This is a genomic window from Streptacidiphilus sp. EB129, from assembly GCF_041262645.1.
Lineage (GTDB): Bacteria > Actinomycetota > Actinomycetes > Streptomycetales > Streptomycetaceae > Streptacidiphilus.
In genome coordinates, this window is record NZ_JBGCCS010000018.1 from 29,607 (window position 1) to 45,307 (window position 15,701).

The window sequence follows — 15,701 nt, forward strand, 5'->3', positions numbered from 1 at the left end:
TCGTAACGGAGGACACCCGTAGTCGACCATGACCCCCGCCCGCCGGTACAGCGGACGCGCGGCGGTGCCGGTGCGTCGCCCGGTCAGCCGGCCAGCGCCTCCTGGAGCGTCTCCAGGGCCTCGACCAGGAAGCCCGCGTCCAGCAGCACCAGCGCGGCGGCGGGGTCGTCGGCGGCCTGCGCCGCCCAGGCGTCGTGGCCGGCCCGGACGGCGGAGAAGTCGACCGGCCGGTCCAGCCGGATGGCCTCGGCCGCGCGCCCGGTCTCCTGCCGCAGCAGCGCCGCGAAGGCGGCCGCGCCCGGTGCCGGTTCCGTGCCGGACGCGGGCAGGTGGGCCTCCAGCAGCATCGCGGTGCGGCCCAGCGCCGCCATCGACACCCGGGCCCCGCGCAGCTGCGAGGGCCGCAGGCCCTGGTGCCGGACCGGCTCGTGGGCGGCCTGCCGGCTCGCCGTCACCAGCTCGGCCCGGGCGGCACGGAGGTCCAGCAGCGCCTCGCGGACCGCGAGCCGGCCGGCCGGGGAGGAGCGGCCGAAGGCGTCCACCGCCGTGGCCGCGTAGCGGCCGCCGGCCCGCACGTACTCCGCCAGCCGGTCCGGCAGTCTGGTGGTCTGCCAGGTCGGGAAGACGGCGTAGGCGATCAGCGCCAGCGCGCCGCCGAGCAGGGTCATCGCGATCCGCTCGGCCGCCGTGTCGACCAGCTTCGCGCCGTCCATGGCCAGCAGGAACACCACATAGCCGGTGACGAAGAGGCTCACCGCCGCGTAGCCGGTGCGGATCACCAGGTAGTTGCAGCCGATGCAGATCACGGCGAGCGAGGCGCAGAGCCACACCGACGTTCCGGTCAGGAACAGCAGCGCGCTGGCCAGGGCCACCCCCAGGACCGTGCCCGCGATCCTGGCCACCCCCCGGGCGTAGGTCTGCGAGAAGTCGGGACGCATCACCATCGCGGCGGTCAGCGGCGCCCAGTAGCCGTGGCCCAGCGGCAGCTGCGAGCCGACGGTGTAGCTCAGCGCGCAGACCGCGCTGAGCCGCACCGCGTGCCGCAGCACCGGTGAGGACCAGGTCCACTGGTGCCGCACCGCGTGCGCGGCGATCGGCAGCAGCTCGGGGACGGAGGGGCGGGGCAGGTGCCCGGGCACCCGCCCGCCGCCCGCCGTCTCACCGTCGTCGTCGGCGGTCTCCAGGCTGTCCACGGTGTCCGCCAGCAGTCCCATCAGCCGCAGCGCGGACTGCCGGGCCGGGCCGCTGAGCACCGGCCCGTGCGCCGGGACGGCCATCGAACGGTAGACCCGGTCGGGCACGGTGACCCGTCGTCCGGTGCGGATCGACCTCGCCACCGCGTCCAGGATCTCGGCGGCCGCCGCCAGGATCTCGCGGGCCCGGTCCCGCTGCGGGCCCTCCTCGGCCGCGCCGACCCGGGGGTCGGCCAGCGCCGCCATGGCCGGCCGCATCCGCTCCATCGGCTGCCGCATCCCGCTGAGCTCGGCCGGGCGGCGCCGGGCCTGGTGGGGTGTCAGCGCGGCGGCGTTGCGCGCGGTCACCAGCGCCTCGGGGTCGAACGCGGCGAAGGGGTCCTGCCGCAGCCGGCGCGCGTAGTCGGCCATGGACGCGTAGGCGTCGGCCAGGGCGTCGCGCTGGGCGCCCCAGCGGCGTACCGGCCAGACCGCGACCAGCACCGCCTGCACGATCCCGCCGAGCGCGATCACCCCGGCGTGCCGGGCGGCCTGGCCCACGTTCTCGGTCAGCGACACCACCACCAGCATCACCGAGACGGTGGTCGAGGCGACGATGCCGGCGGTCGGGCCGAGCGCCCAGGCGAGCCCGGCGGCGAACGCCCACAGGGCCACCACCAGCACGAACAGCACCGGCCAGGGCGAGGCGAGATACCCCACGAAGGTGCTGGCGGAGAGCCCCGCCGCCGCGCCCAGGGCCAGCACCGGACGGGGCCGGAAGCTGCGCTGGAAGGTGGCCGTGCCGGCGATGAACGCGCCCAGGGCGGCGGAGGTCGCCAGCGCGGGGGTGCCCAGGGCGAGGGACGGGAACAGCACCAGGGCCACGCCCAGCGCTCCGCGCAGCGCCGCCTGCGGCTCGGTGACCGCCCGTTCCAGGGCGAAGCCGGAGCGGGCGGTGCTCTTCAGGGCCGGGATCCAGGGCATGTCGGTCAGCGTAGATCGTCAGGGCCGCCGGGGGCCGGGGCGGAGGTTCGTCGGGAGACGCGGTCAGCCGTTCGTCCGGGGGATGCGGCGCTCCCAGCGGCGCTCGAAGACCACCGTGCCGCCCTCCTCGGCCGTGATCCGGTTGTCGGTCAGGAAGTGGGTGGCGTCCGCGCGGATCTCCGATCGGGTGGTGATCCGCACGTCCCAGCCGAGCTCCGGGCGGCGCAGGCCCACCGTCCAGTCCGACCTGGTCCGTGCGGTGAGCGGGTCGTCGCTGCGGATCGCGTAACTCTCCCGGGCGTCCTCGCTGAACTCCAGGCCGTCCGGGTAGGTGCGGGTGCCGCCGTAGCGGGGGTCGACCTGCTGCCGCCACTCGCCGGCCGCCACGTCGTGGGTGACCACGCGTTCGGGGCCGAGGGTCTCCGGGTCGGCGAAGACCACGCCCAGCGGCGGCGCCTGCTCGGGCTCGGCGAAGTCGATCGGCGGCCGGCCGAGGTCCCCGTCCCGGTCGCGGACCGGCAGCACCAGCGCACTGCCGTCCGGTTCGACGGTGAAGCCGACGTCGGAGGGGTGCGGCCAGATCCACGGCCAGTAGGCGGAGGACAGCGCCAGCCGCAGCCGGTGGCCCGGCGGGAAGGCGTGGCCGATGGCGACCAGGTCGAAGGATACGTCCTCGTTCTCGCGCGGCGACCACTCCACGGTGCGCGCGCGCCCGTGCCGGCTGAGCAGGTTCAGCACGCCCCGGGTGACCAGGGTGGACGAGCCGTCCGGGGCCACGTCGCAGAGCCGGGCGACGATCTGGCCGCGCGGCGCGCGGGAGCCGACCCGGAGCCGGACCCGGGCATTGCCCAGGATCTCGACCCGCTGCGGCAGCGGCGGGCTGTCGAAGCAGACCGAGCGGCCGTCCTCCTCGCGCTGGTCCGGCGGCAGGTCGGCGTCGTTGCCGAAGGGGAAGAAGCGGCCCGCGTCGACGCCGGTGTGCTGCGGCGAGACGACGTCGACCGGGCCCTCCAGCGAGGTCCGCAGCGGGCCGTTGAGTCGATAGGGCGTCATGGTGACATTGGGCGAGGGCCAGCCGGGGTCGCCGACCCAGCGTCCGGGACGGACCGCGTAGCGGGTGGCCGGGGGCACCGACTCGTTGATCCAGGTGCGCAGCCGGGGCTCGGCCATCACGCCGGTGTCGGTGCCGGGGGTGTCCTCCCTGAGCCAGTGGTCCCACCAGCGCAGGGTCTCCTGCAGGAAGCCGATGGCCGGGCCCGGCGGCAGGCCCCGGTCCGGGTACTGGTGCGACCAGGGACCGACGATGCCGCGCATCGGCGCGCCCAGGTGCTCGGCGAGCCGGAACACCGTGTCCCGGTACGGGTCGGCCCAGCCGCCGACGGCCAGCACCGCCGCCTTCACCGCCGGGTAGTCCTCGCAGACGCTGCCGTGCCGCCAGTAGTCGTCCCTGGCCTGGTGCGCGAGCCAGGTGTGGATCAGCGGCTCGATGTGGCCGAGCCGCTCCAGCCACATCCGGCGCCAGCGGTCGCCGACGAACGCCGGGTCCGGCGGCCGGGCCGCGAACGCCAGCATGGTCGCCGACCAGGCGTGCATGTCCACCGCGAGCACCGAGCCGCCCATGAAATGGACGTCGTTGTCGTAGCGGTCGTCGGTCGAGCAGACGGTGACGACGGCCTTCAGCGGCTCGGGTGCCAGCGCGGCGATCTGCAGGCTGTTGAAGCCGCCCCAGGAGATGCCGAACATGCCGACCCGGCCGCTGCACCAGGGCTGCGCGGCCAGCCACTCGACGACCGCGACGCCGTCCGCGAGTTCGGCGGCGTCGTACTCGTCCCCCGGCAGGCCGTCGGAGTTGCCGTGGCCGCGCACGTCGACCCGGACCGAGGCGTAGCCGTGGCCCGCGTACCAGGGGTGGCGCTGGGCGTCGCGCGGGGCGGTCCAGTCGGTCAGCCGGTACGGGAGGTACTCCAGCAGGGCGGGCACCGGCGCGTCGGTGACGGGGCGCCAGATCCGGGCGTACAGCAGGGTCCCGTCCGCGCCGGGGATGCTGACGTCCTCGCAGGTGGTGCGGTACGGGAAGTCCTCGCGGTAGCGCATGGTCGGGTTCTCCAGGGAGCGGATCAGTGCGGGGAAGCGGGGGCGGCCGCCGGGTCAGTGCACCGGGGCCATGGTGCGGCGCAGCCACGGTCCGGCGGCGATCACGGCGAGGCCGACCAGGAGCACGAAGGAGCCGTTCAGGCCGAAGTAGGCAGGGTCGGAGATCCGGCCGTAGAGCTTGACCACCTGCGCCTGCAGCCCGTTGGCCAGCGCCAGCGGGAGGAACCAGAGCGCCATGCTCTGGCTGGCGAAGGCGGCCGGGGCGATCCGGGTGGTCACCGACATGCCGGTGGTCTCCGGCAGGATGTCGCCGAGGCCGAGCACGGCGTAGCAGACGATCAGCCAGAAACCGGACATCACCCAGTCGCCGGTGCGGTTCATGGTGGCGGGCACCATGATCAGGAACGAGAGCCCGCCGAGGATCACCCCGTAGGCGATCTTGTTGGACGCGTGCGGCTGCCGGTCGCCCAGGGCGACCCAGGTGGCGGCGACCACGGGCGCGAGCACCACCTCGGCCACGCCCAGCACCGACCCGTACCAGGAGGACGGGAACTCCCAGCCGGAGAAGCCGGTGTCGGCGTGGTTCAGCGCCAGCAGGTTCATGGTGGAGTAGGACTGGAACAGCACCAGGTTGAAGGCCACCGAGGCGCCGAAGAGCACCAGGTAGGGGTGGAGCCGGCCGCGTTCCCCGGCGGAGACCTGCGGACTGCGGAACAGGAAGCCGAAGTAGCCGATCGGGGCCAGCACCGAGCCGGCGGTGACGATGTCGACCGCCCTGGACATGGTCAGCACCCCGGCGAGGGCGAGCACGCCGAAGAGCGCGGCGAGGGCCGCCGCCCCGGCCGCGACCAGCCGCAGCGTCCGGCGCAGCGCCGACCGCGGCAGCGCCGACTCGGCGCCGTTCTGACGGCCGGCCAGATGCCTGCGGCCGAGCACGTACTGGACGATGCCGAGGTAGGAGAAGCGTTCCCGCATCTCGGTGCCGAAGAGGGTCAGCAGTCCCCGGGGGTGGCCGAAGAAGGAATGGTCGTCGGCCGAGGCCGGGTCGTCCTGGTCGGTGCGGGTGACCGCGCTCGTGCCCAAGGGTCGCTGCCTCCGTCTGCGCCGCCGGCGAAGCAGGCGCCGAGAGGGGCGCCGTATGTCCGATGTGACACTTATTCGGAGCATAACGGTCGGCAGCTGATCGGACCGCGCGGCGGCGGGCGCGGCGCGGCCCGCACCGCGCGAAGCCGCCCGCCCGGCAGGCGGGTGCGGGGCGGGCGGCGGGTGGTCCGGTCGGCGGAGCCGCTAGCGGGGGCGCTCGTTCCAGGCGGCCATCGCCGGACGGCCGTGTTCCGTGCCGAGGCGGCTGATGGTGCCGGTGGCCAGCATGAACAACGAGCCGGCCGAGGCCGGCAGGCCGAGGTAGCGGGCCGTCAGCACCCGCAGGAAGTGGGCGTGGGCGACCAGCACCACGTCGCCGCCGTCGGCGTCGCGCAGTCCCTCGGCCACCCGGGTGAGCACCCGGTCGGCGCGCGCGCCGATCTCGTCCGGGGTCTCGCCCGGGTGACCCTCGGGCCCGGGTACGACGCCGTCGGTCCACAGGTCCCAGTCCGGACGGGTGCGGTGGATGTCGACCGTGGTGATGCCCTCGTACCCGCCGTAGTCCCACTCGTGCATGTCCGGCTCGATCAGCAGCGGGTCCAGGCCGGCCAGCTTCGCGGTGGCCCTGGCCCGGCTCATCGGGCTGCACAGCGTCAGCGCGACCGGGTGCTCGGCGAGCATCCCGCTGAGCGCGCGGGCCTGCTCCTCGCCTCGCGCGACCAGTGGCATGTCGGTGTAGCTGGTGTGCCGCCCGGCCTCGCTCCACTCGGTGGCGCCGTGGCGGACCAGGATCACATCACCCATCAGGCTCACTCGTTTCGTCACTCGTTCTTCGTCACTGCGCGGCCGGCTTCGGCCTCGGTGGCACCGCTCGATCTTCGCACGCCCGTATGGCGTACTCGGAGCGGGATTCGGTCGGGTGACGTGACGGTGGGTGACGGGACGGGGGCGGCGGTACGGAGCCGTGGACGGGGACGCCGGGCGGGAGCGTGGTCAGCCGGTGAGGCCCGCGATGTGGCTCTGCCAGTCCGGGCCGTTCGGGACGATCGCGACCAGGACCACGTCCGGGTGGTGGGTCCAGGCGTCGACCGGGGCCTCGACGCCGGCCTCGCAGGTGCGGACCACCTCGTCGCCGCCGACGTAGTCGCCCCAGTGCATGGTGACCGCCATCAGCTTGACGCAGCCGGCATCGGAGCGGACGTAGCCGCGCAGCCGGTAGCCGTTGCTCTCCTTGGTGACGCTCAACTCGGTGACCCCGCTGGACGAGTTGTCACCGGCCGCGGCCTGCAGGGAGACGTACTGGACCGAGTACGACCCGCGGACCGCGCTCGCCTCCGCCCTGCGGGTCGGGACGCCGACGAGCAGGGCGACGGCGAGCGTCGCGACGAGCAGGGCGCGGAAGGGATGGCGCACGGGGGCTCCTGGGCTGGTGGGTACCTGTATCCGTGTCACCGTGCCCGGCCGGCAGCGGGGCTGACCAGGAATCAACCGGATGGTGGCAACAGTGTGACTGTCCGACCGCCAGGGCTGACCGCCACTGGACGGCCGTGCCTGGACACCTCACGGCGGCATGCGTAGCTTGGCGGCGATTCGCGGCAGTACCGAGCAGCAGCACCGAGCAGCGGAGTGAGGGAGTGTCCTGGTGACCGAGGCGGAACTGGACGGGGAAGCGGCGACGGGGGTCCGGCGCGGGCCGCTGGCCGGCGTGCGGGTCGTCGAGCTCGGCGGGATCGGACCCGCGCCCTTCTGCGGGATGGTGCTCGGGGACCTGGGCGCGGAGGTGATCAGGATCGAGCGCCCCGCCGACAGCGGGCGCGCCACGCCCTTCCCGGTACTGCACCGCAACCACCGCTCGCTCGCCGTCGACCTCAAGCACGCCGACGGCGCCGAACTCGTCCGGCGGCTGACCGACGGGTCGGACGCGCTGATCGAGGGTTTCCGTCCGGGCGTCGCGGAGCGGCTGGGGCTGGGCCCGGAGGACTGCCTGGCCCGGAACCCGCGGCTGGTCTACGGCCGGATGACCGGCTGGGGGCAGGACGGCCCGCTGGCCCAGGATCCCGGGCACGACATCAACTACATCGCGGTGGCCGGCGCCCTGCACGCCATCGGCGGCGCCGACGGCGACCCGGTCCCGCCGCTGAACCTGGTCGGCGACTTCGGCGGCGGCGGGATGCTGCTGGCCCTCGGCGTGGTCAGCGCCCTGCTCGGGGTCCGGACCACCGGTCGCGGCCAGGTGGTGGACGCGGCGATGACGGACGGCACCGCGCTGCTCCTGGCGATGACCTACGGGCTGCGCGCGATGGGGATGTGGCAGGACGAACGCGGGGTCAACCTGCTGGACGGCGGTGCCCCCTTCTACGGAACCTACCGCTGCGCGGACGGCGGCCATGTCGCCGTGGGCGCGATCGAGTCGCAGTTCTACGCCGCGCTGCTGCAGGTGCTCGACCTGACCGGGGATCCGCTCTTCGCCGCCCAGAACGACCGGGCGGCCTGGCCGCGGATGCGCGCCCGGCTGGCGGAGGTCTTCGCCGGGCGCGGCCGGGACGAGTGGGCGGCGCTGTTCGAGGGCCGGGGTGCCTGCGTCACTCCGGTCCTGTCGCTGGACGAGGCGCCGGGGCACCCGCACAACGTGGCCCGGGGCACCTACCTCCCGGGCCCCGGCGGCAGTGGCCACCAGCCCGCCCCGGCCCCGCGCTTCCACGGCACCCCGCTGCCGGAACCGGTGCCCGCCCCGCGGATGGGGGCGGACACCGAAGCGATCCTGGCCGGGCTGGGCGTGGACGCCGCAGAGGTCGCGGCGCTGCGGGAGAAGGGCGTACTGGGCTGACCGCGCGCCGCCGCCGGCCGATCCGCGATCAGCCGGTACGGTGGCGGCCGACCGGCGGATCGGCCGGTCGGCCGCGTGACTTCCGGGTCGGTCAGGACACGTTGAGCGCGGTGTCGTCGAGCACGAAGCTGGTCTGCTGGTTGCCGTCCTCGGTGCCGGTGAAGGTCAGCGTCACGGTCTTGCCGATGTCGCCGGACAGGTTCACGGTCTCCTGGGTGTAGCCGGAGTTGGCGTTGAGGTTGGAGTACGTCGCCAGGGTGCTGCTGCCGTCGGAGAGGGTCAGCGTGTCGGCGGCGGTGCTGCCGGTCTTGCCGGTGTCGACGTGCAGCCAGTAGGTGAGGGTCGCGTTGACGCAGGTCGCCGGGATGGTGACCTTCTGGGCGAGGGTGTCGGTGTGCGGGGAGCCGTAGCCGTCGAGCCAGGCGTCCCAGCTGCCGGAGTGGGCGGGCTCGCTGGAGGTGTCGCTGTTGATGACACCGGCCGTGGCGGTCCACGGGGCGGCCTTGCCGGTCTCGAAGCCGGGGTTGCCCAGCAGCTGGGCCGCGGTGCAGCCGCCGCCGCTACCGGCCACGGTCCAGGTGAAGGTGGCGCTACTGGACGGGCCGGTGCTGTCGGTGGCGGTGACCGTCACCGAGGAGGTTCCGGCGGTGGTCGGGGTGCCGTTGATGAGGCCGGTGCCGGTGTTGATCGACAGTCCGGCGGGCAGGCCGGTGGCGGTGTAGTTGAGGGTGCCGCCCGCGGTGTCGGTGGCCTGCAGCTGGAGTGAGGCGGCGGTGCCGACGGTGCTGCTCTGGTTGGCCGGGGTGCTCAGCGTGACGCTACCGGTGCTGCCGCCCGACCAGATGTCGGTGATCGGGTTCGCCGAGGCGCTGGAGCCGAGGTGGCCCAGGCCGTAGGCGTCCTCGATGGTGCGCAGCACGCTGTAGTGGGTGATGTTCTCGCTGTAGGCGCCGGGCTTGACGCCCGCGCCGACGAACAGCGTGGGGATCTGGTTGCTCTGGCTGCTGTCGTCCTCGTCCCAGGTCACCACGAGCAGGCTGTTGTGTGCCTTGGCCCACTGGGCGTAGGAGTCGATGTTGTTCTTCAGCCAGGTGTCACCCTGGGCGATGGTGCCGTCGTGCATGTCGTCCAGCAGGTTGGGGACGACGAAGGAGAGCGTGGGCAGCGTGCTGTAGCTGGCCGCGGCCGGGAACTGCGCGAAGGTCTTGTTGTCGGTGGTGGGGATGGTGCTGTAGTTCACCCACGGGTTGTGCTTGCGGGCGTACTCGCCACTCGTGCAGCCGGTGTAGCCCTGCGAGGGCATCGACTCGGAGTAGCCGGAGAAGCCGAAGCCCGCGGACAGCGCCTCGGCGCCGAGGCTGCCGGTGGTGTAGGTGTGCGGGCAGCTGTCGCTGGTGAGGCCCTGGGTGGAGCCGGAGAACAGGGCCAGGTAGTTGGGCTCGCTCGGGTGGCTGACCGCGAACGAGCTGGTGAAGTTCGCCCCCTGCTGGGCGAGTGAGTTGATGTAGGGCGCGTCCGTGGTGTCGCCGATGATCTCGTTGTAGGAGTGGTTCTCCATGATCACGACCAGGGTGTGGTCGGGGCGCGGCACGGACGTGGCGGCCTCCGCCGCCGGTATCGCGGTGCTGCCGAGTCCGGCCAGCAGGCCCAGAACTGCCGCTGCGGAGAAGAACTTTCGGGTGCGCACGCTGCCTCCCGTGGTGGGGTGGGGCTGAGTCGGTTGTCGCCTCGGTCATCGTCTGTGGCTCCGGCGCAGACCGATATGACTTGACGGTAATGTTCACGTCAAATTTGTTTCGAGGGGTCGGCGTTCGCCCGCTATTCGCCCGCCCGGGCAGGCCGGAGGCCGTTCGCGCCATGGGATTCGCGGGGGAGTGCCGGGGTGTCGGCGCGCCGTGGGATGCGGAGACTCGGGGGCGGATGGCGCGGACCCGGTCCGTATCGGCGGTCGGTGTTCTACGCTCGCGCCATGACCTATCTGTCCGCTGCGTCCAGGGATCTGATCCTTCGTCATGCCGACGTCTTCGACCCGGATCCCGACTATCCGCCGCTGCCGGCCGCGCCCGGCCCCGCACCTGTCGGAGCCCAGGCTCCGCTGTGCCGTATCCCACGCCAGATGACCGCCGACTGCCGCGACGGCGCCAGACACAGCGGGGCGGCCGACACCGACCCCTGCTTCTGCTGACGCATTGCCGCTGTGGCGGGCCCGACGGCTAGCCGCGACGCCGCAGCAGCAGCGGCAGCAGCGAGACCACGATCACCAGGCCCACCGCCGGCAGGATGTAGTTGTCGATGCCCGGCACCGCCGCGCCGAGCCAGTAGCCGAGCAGGACCAGGCTCTGCGACCAGGCCAGGCCGCCCACCACCTGCCACAGCAGGAAGGTACGGGTGGGCACGCCGAGCACCCCGGCCATCGGGCTCACCACGGTGCGCACGATCGGTACGAACCGGCCCAGCACGATCGCCTTGCGCGTTCCGTACCGGCTGAGCCACTCGTCGCCCCTGGCCACGAAGCCCTTCAGCCGTCCGTTGGACGCCCTGGTCAGCGCCGCCTGCCCGCCGCGCTGGCCGAGGAAGAAGCCGAACTGCGCCCCCAGCACCGAACCCACCGCCGCGCAGAGCAGTACCTCCCACAGCACCAGGTGCGGACCAGGTCCGCCGCCGGTGGCGCAGAGCACCCCGGCCGGGAAGATCAGCGTGTCGCCGGGCAGGAAGAAGCCGACCACCAGAAGTCCGGACTCGGCGAAGATGCCGACGAGCACCGCCAGCGCGCCGAACTCGGTCAGCAGCGACGATCCGCTCATCGGGTTGAGGGCCAGCAGGGTGCCGTTCACTCAAGAACCCTATCCGCGCAGTTCATCGGACACATCATCTTCCGGGTGGAGCGTGATCTCCTCCGCTGACATCTTGAAGCGCTGCTGGCGTCCTCCTTAAGAAACCCTCGATGGACCTGGGGCTGCTGGGACGGGAAAGGTGGGGTCTGCGGCATGGCACTCGCGGTGCCGCGTGATGTCGTCATGCCCTGGAGGGCCCGCCGTGAAGGCACTTGTGAAGGCGAAGGCAGAGCCCGGTCTGTGGCTGATGGACGTGCCCGAGCCCGAGGTCGGCCCCGGCGAGGTGCTGATCAAGGTGCTGCGCACCGGCATCTGCGGCACCGACCTGCACATCCGCAGCTTCGACAGCTGGGCGCAGCAGGCCGTGCGCACCCCGCTGGTGGTCGGCCACGAGTTCGTCGGCGAGGTCGTCGAGATCGCCGCCGGCGTGGCCGACATCGCCGTGGGTGACCTGGTCAGCGGCGAGGGCCACCTGGTCTGCGGCAAGTGCCGCAACTGCCTGGCCGGCCGGCGTCACCTGTGCCGCAGCACGGTCGGCCTGGGCATCGGCCGGGACGGGGCCTTCGCCGAGTACGTGACGCTGCCCGCGTCCAACGTCTGGGTGCACCGGGTGCCGGTCGACCTGGACGTCGCCGCGATCTTCGACCCCTTCGGCAACGCCGTGCACACCGCGCGGTCCTTCCCGGTCGTCGGCGAGGACGTGCTGATCACCGGCGCCGGCCCGATCGGCATCATGGCGGCGGCGGTGGCCCGGCACGCCGGTGCCCGCAAGGTCATGATCACCGACGTCAGCCCCTATCGGCTGGAGCTGGCCGAGCGGGTCGGCGTGAGCCTGGCGCTCGACGTGCGGACCAGCACCATCGAGGACGGCCAGCGGCAGCTCGGGCTGCGCGAGGGCTTCGACGTCGGCATGGAGATGTCCGGGCGGCCCGAGGCGCTGCGCGAGATGATCGCCAACATGACCCACGGCGGGAAGATCGCCATGCTGGGGCTCCCGGCCGACGAGTTCCCGGTGGACTTCGCCAGGATCGTCACGTCCATGATCACGCTCAAGGGCATCTACGGCCGCGAGATGTTCGAGACCTGGTACGCCATGTCCGTGCTGCTGGAGGGCGGCCTGGACCTCTCGCCGGTGATCACCGGGCGCTACTCGTACCGCGACTTCGACGCCGCCTTCGACGACGCGGCCGGCGGCCGCTGCGGCAAGGTCATTCTCGACTGGACCGTGTAGTTCCCCGACCGCCCGGTTCCCGACCCTGCCCCCGACCGTCAGCCAAGGAGTGACCCCCATGCTCGACTCCGTCCGCGCGGACCTCCGCGCCACCCTGGACGAGATCCGCACCGCCGGCCTGCACAAGCCCGAGCGCGTCATCGGTACCCCGCAGAGCGCCACCGTCGACGTCACCGCCGGAGGCCGCCCCGGCGAGGTGCTGAACTTCTGCGCCAACAACTACCTCGGCCTCGCCGACAACCCCGAGATCGTCGCCGCCGCGAAGTCCGCGCTGGACCGCTGGGGCTACGGTATGGCCTCGGTCCGCTTCATCTGCGGCACCCAGGAGGTCCACAAGGAGCTGGAGGCGCGGCTGTCCGGCTTCCTCGGCATGGAGGACACCATCCTCTACAGCTCCTGCTTCGACGCCAACGGCGGAGTCTTCGAGACCCTGCTGGACGAGCGCGACGCGGTGATCTCCGACGCGCTCAACCACGCGAGCATCATCGACGGCATCCGGCTCTGCAAGGCCCGCCGCTTCCGCTACGCCAACCGCGACATGGCCGACCTGGAGCAGCAGCTCAAGGAGGCCGGCGACGCCCGGCGCAAGCTCGTCGTCACCGACGGCGTCTTCTCCATGGACGGCTATGTCGCCCCGCTCCAGGAGATCTGCGACCTCGCCGAGCGCTACGGCGCCATGGTCATGGTCGACGACTCGCACGCGGTCGGCTTCGTCGGCCCCGGCGGCCGGGGCACGCACGAGCTGCACGGTGTGATGGACCGGGTGGACATCCTCACCGGCACCCTCGGCAAGGCCCTCGGCGGCGCCTCCGGCGGTTACGTCGCCGCCCGTGCCGAGATCGTGGCGCTGCTGCGCCAGCGCTCGCGTCCGTACCTGTTCTCCAACTCGCTCGCGCCGGTGATCGCCGCCGCCTCGATCAAGGTCCTGGACCTGCTGGAGGACACCGGGGGCGAGGGCGCCGCGCTGCGCGCCCAGGTCTACGCCAACACCGAGCTGTTCCGGACCCGGATGGCCGAGGAGGGCTTCGACATCCTGCCCGGGGACCACCCGATCGCGCCGGTGATGGTGGGCGACGCCGAGCAGGCCGGGAAGATCGCCGAGCTGCTGCTGGAGCACGGCGTCTACGCCGTCGGCTTCTCCTACCCGGTCGTGCCGCACGGCAAGGCCCGGATCCGGGTCCAGCTGTCGGCCGCGCACTCGGCCGAGGACGTGGAGCGGGCCGTCACCGCATTCGTCGCCGCGAGGTCCGCCCTGGCAGGATGACCAGGTGATCGATGCCCGGAGACTGCGCACGCTGCGGGCCGTGGCGGACCACCGGACGGTGACCGCCGCGGCCGCCGCGCTGTACCTCACCCCCTCGGCCGTGTCCCAGCAGCTGGCCGCGCTGGAGAACGAGGTCGGCCACCAGCTGCTGGTCCGGGACGGGCGCGGGGTCCGGCTGACCACAGCCGGGGAGATCCTGGTCCAGCACAGCAACGCGGTGCTGGCCCAGCTGGAACGGGCCGAGGCCGAGCTCGCCGCCTACGCCGCGGGTGAGGCGGGCGAGGTGACCGTGGTCTCCTTCGCCACCGGCATCGCCACCGTGGTCGCCCCGGCCATGGCGGAGCTGGCCCGGACCGCGCCCGGCATCCGGATGCGGGTCCGGGACGCCGAGGGCGACGAGAGCCTGGTGATGGTGCTGGACGGGCACGCGGACCTGGCCGTCGCGGTCGAGTACCGGGGCGCCCCGAGCGAGGACGACCAGCGGCTGGCCCGGGTTCCCCTCTACGCCGAACCCTTCGACGCGGTACTGCCGCGCGGGCACCGGCTGGCCGGCGGCGACCGGGTGGCCGTCGCCGACCTCGCCGCCGAGCCGTGGATCGGTCCCTACCCGGGCAACCCCTGCCACGACGTGGTCGTGCTGGCCTGCGAGTTCGCCGGGTTCCAGCCCAGGCTGGCGCACTCCTCGGACGACTTCCGGGCGGTCGCGGCGCTGGCGGGCGCGGGGGCGGGCGTGGCCCTGGTGCCGCGATCGGCGCTGCGCGGGGTGGACCTGCCGGACGTGGTGATCCTCCCGGTCTCGGGAGTCCCGGCCACCCGGCGGGTCTTCGCGGCGGTCCGCAGGGGGGCGGAGGACCACCCGCTGATCCGCCCGGTGCTCACCGCCCTGCGCGCCACCGCCGAGCGGGTCCGCCCCGGCGGCGAGATCTGACGCCCCGGCGGATCGGGGCCGACGCCCGGGGGTTCTGACGCCCCGGCGGGGCGGTGGTCGCGCGGCAGCGGGTTCGCGCGCGGGCGGGGTCTCGTGGTCGGTGCGGGACTATGCTCTGCTCGTCGGTGTGCCGGGGCGGGCCCACAGCGGGAGGGGGTTTCCGTGGGTGGTTCGATCCTGCTCGGCTGCGAGGCCGAGGACCTGGCGAGCATGCGGCTGGCGATCTCGCCGCTGCGCAACCTGGTGGACGCACTGCACGATGGCCCGCGTCCGGCCGGGGACACCGCCAGGGACCGCTGGTGGAACTCGGTGCGGCGGCGGGTCCCGCACCGGGCGATCCCCGTCGTGGAGCTGATCAACGCCCACCCCAGGTTCATCCCGCTGCCGCTGGTCCCCTACGTGCCGGGCGTCGCCGACAACCTGGGCGCAGAGCTGGACGCGCTGGAGGCGGTCAGCCAGGAGCGGCTGACCGTCGAGGTCGACCTCTACCTGACCCGGGCCGGCCTCCCCAAACCGCCGCGCGCGCTGCTGGCACTGCGGGACGGCGGCGTGCGCGAGCGCAGGGAGCTGGCGGCCGCCATGCGTGCGCTGTTCCGTGCCTGTATGGCCGACAGCTGGGACGGCCTGCGGGCGAACCTGCGCCGTGACATCGCCGCGCGGACCGAGCAGGCGGCGTCGCTGGGTCTCGCCGCGGCGGCCGGCGCACTGCACGCCGGCATCTCCTGGCGGGGCGTGGAGGGCACGCTGGCGATCCCGATGCCCGGTCAGGAGGGGGACGCCCGGGTCGCCCTGGCGGGGCGGGGCCTGGTGCTCGCGCCCAGCGTCTTCGGGCTCGACCACGTCCTGCCGGTGCTGGCCGCCCACCGGCAGCCGACGCTGGTGTACCCGGCGCCGCCGACCACCCTGCTGGCCCGCGAGGGCGACGGGCTCGGCGCGCTGATCGGGCAGGGCCGGGCCCGCGCCCTGCGGGCGATCCGAACCGGCTGCACCACCGGGGAGCTCGCCGAGCGGCTGGGTGTCAGCGCCCCCACCGCCTCGGAGCACGCCAGCGCGCTCAGGAACGCCGACCTGATCGTGAGCGCCCGTCAGGGCCGGCGGGTCCGGCACTCCCTCACCGACCTGGGCGACGCCCTGATGTCGGCGAACCCCGGCGGCGCGGTCGTCCGCTGACGCGACGTACCGGGCGGAGGCCGGGGCGACCGTTAGGGGCAGAGCCTAAAAGCTGGCGCGCGGTTCGGCCCCGGTGCGACTCTTCTGCGGCGGGCAGCGGCGTGATGCCCGCAC

General features: G+C 73.4%; 13 protein-coding genes. 6 read left to right on the top strand and 7 right to left on the bottom strand.

Annotation, left to right across the window (positions count from 1 at the left end):
• Positions 1–83 precede the first annotated feature (83 nt).
• From ABH925_RS22025 to ABH925_RS22045, 5 genes are all read right to left on the bottom strand, one after another.
• A complete protein-coding gene (locus tag ABH925_RS22025) occupies positions 84–2,156 on the bottom strand; it encodes an FUSC family protein (protein ID WP_370150459.1) in 2,073 nt (690 codons plus the stop codon).
• Positions 2,157–2,219: 63 nt separating this feature from the next.
• Entirely contained in the window at positions 2,220–4,250 is a 2,031-nt protein-coding gene (locus tag ABH925_RS22030; protein WP_370150461.1) for a CocE/NonD family hydrolase, read from the bottom strand.
• 54 nt (positions 4,251–4,304) lie between these two features.
• The gene (locus tag ABH925_RS22035; RefSeq protein ID WP_370150463.1) at positions 4,305–5,333 is read right to left on the bottom strand and encodes an oligopeptide:H+ symporter; all 1,029 of its coding nucleotides are present in this window, start codon (positions 5,331–5,333) and stop codon (positions 4,305–4,307) included.
• 204 nt (positions 5,334–5,537) lie between these two features.
• Positions 5,538–6,137 (bottom strand): histidine phosphatase family protein, encoded by a 600-nt coding sequence (locus ABH925_RS22040; protein WP_370150465.1) that lies wholly within the window; start codon positions 6,135–6,137, stop codon positions 5,538–5,540.
• Between the two features lie 189 nt (positions 6,138–6,326).
• Positions 6,327–6,746, bottom strand: a complete 420-nt coding sequence (locus ABH925_RS22045; protein ID WP_370150467.1) for a hypothetical protein — start codon at positions 6,744–6,746, stop codon at positions 6,327–6,329.
• Between the two features lie 229 nt (positions 6,747–6,975).
• On the opposite strand from ABH925_RS22045, the gene ABH925_RS22050 reads away from it, so the two are divergent.
• Positions 6,976–8,160, top strand: coding sequence for a CaiB/BaiF CoA transferase family protein (locus ABH925_RS22050; RefSeq protein ID WP_370150469.1), 1,185 nt, complete (start codon positions 6,976–6,978; stop codon positions 8,158–8,160).
• Between the two features lie 91 nt (positions 8,161–8,251).
• Here ABH925_RS22050 and ABH925_RS22055 read toward each other — a convergent pair whose 3' ends face one another.
• On the bottom strand, positions 8,252–9,847 hold the full coding sequence (locus tag ABH925_RS22055) for an alkaline phosphatase family protein (protein ID WP_370150472.1): 1,596 nt from the start codon (positions 9,845–9,847) through the stop codon (positions 8,252–8,254).
• Between the two features lie 282 nt (positions 9,848–10,129).
• Between ABH925_RS22055 and ABH925_RS22060 the strand changes: the two genes are divergently transcribed.
• Positions 10,130–10,345, top strand: a complete 216-nt coding sequence (locus ABH925_RS22060; RefSeq protein WP_370150474.1) for a hypothetical protein — start codon at positions 10,130–10,132, stop codon at positions 10,343–10,345.
• 28 nt (positions 10,346–10,373) lie between these two features.
• Here the strand turns inward: ABH925_RS22060 and ABH925_RS22065 are convergent, their stop codons facing one another.
• Entirely contained in the window at positions 10,374–10,994 is a 621-nt protein-coding gene (locus ABH925_RS22065; RefSeq protein ID WP_370150476.1) for a DedA family protein, read from the bottom strand.
• Between the two features lie 202 nt (positions 10,995–11,196).
• On the opposite strand from ABH925_RS22065, the gene tdh reads away from it, so the two are divergent.
• From tdh to ABH925_RS22085, 4 genes are all read left to right on the top strand, one after another.
• Complete coding sequence (gene tdh / locus ABH925_RS22070) at positions 11,197–12,225, top strand: L-threonine 3-dehydrogenase (RefSeq protein ID WP_370150477.1); 1,029 nt, start codon at positions 11,197–11,199, stop codon at positions 12,223–12,225.
• A gap of 58 nt (positions 12,226–12,283) precedes the next feature.
• Complete coding sequence (locus tag ABH925_RS22075; RefSeq protein ID WP_370150478.1) at positions 12,284–13,489, top strand: glycine C-acetyltransferase; 1,206 nt, start codon at positions 12,284–12,286, stop codon at positions 13,487–13,489.
• 4 nt (positions 13,490–13,493) lie between these two features.
• Positions 13,494–14,417 carry a LysR family transcriptional regulator gene (locus ABH925_RS22080; RefSeq protein ID WP_370150479.1) on the top strand — a complete coding sequence of 308 codons (924 nt, stop codon included), beginning with the start codon at positions 13,494–13,496 and terminating at the stop codon, positions 14,415–14,417.
• Positions 14,418–14,579: 162 nt separating this feature from the next.
• Positions 14,580–15,587 carry a DUF5937 family protein gene (locus ABH925_RS22085; protein ID WP_370150480.1) on the top strand — a complete coding sequence of 336 codons (1,008 nt, stop codon included), beginning with the start codon at positions 14,580–14,582 and terminating at the stop codon, positions 15,585–15,587.
• Positions 15,588–15,701 lie beyond the last annotated feature (114 nt).

Bases quoted from the DNA above. Each gene is read 5' to 3' on its own strand.
- ABH925_RS22025 (WP_370150459.1), bottom strand. From the start codon at position 2,156: ATGCCCTGGATCCCGGCCCTGAAGAGCACCGCCCGCTCCGGCTTCGCC.
- ABH925_RS22030 (WP_370150461.1), bottom strand. From the start codon at position 4,250: ATGCGCTACCGCGAGGACTTCCCGTACCGCACCACCTGCGAGGACGTC.
- ABH925_RS22040 (WP_370150465.1), bottom strand. From the start codon at position 6,137: ATGGGTGATGTGATCCTGGTCCGCCACGGCGCCACCGAGTGGAGCGAG.
- ABH925_RS22060 (WP_370150474.1), top strand. From the start codon at position 10,130: ATGACCTATCTGTCCGCTGCGTCCAGGGATCTGATCCTTCGTCATGCC.
- ABH925_RS22075 (WP_370150478.1), top strand. From the start codon at position 12,284: ATGCTCGACTCCGTCCGCGCGGACCTCCGCGCCACCCTGGACGAGATC.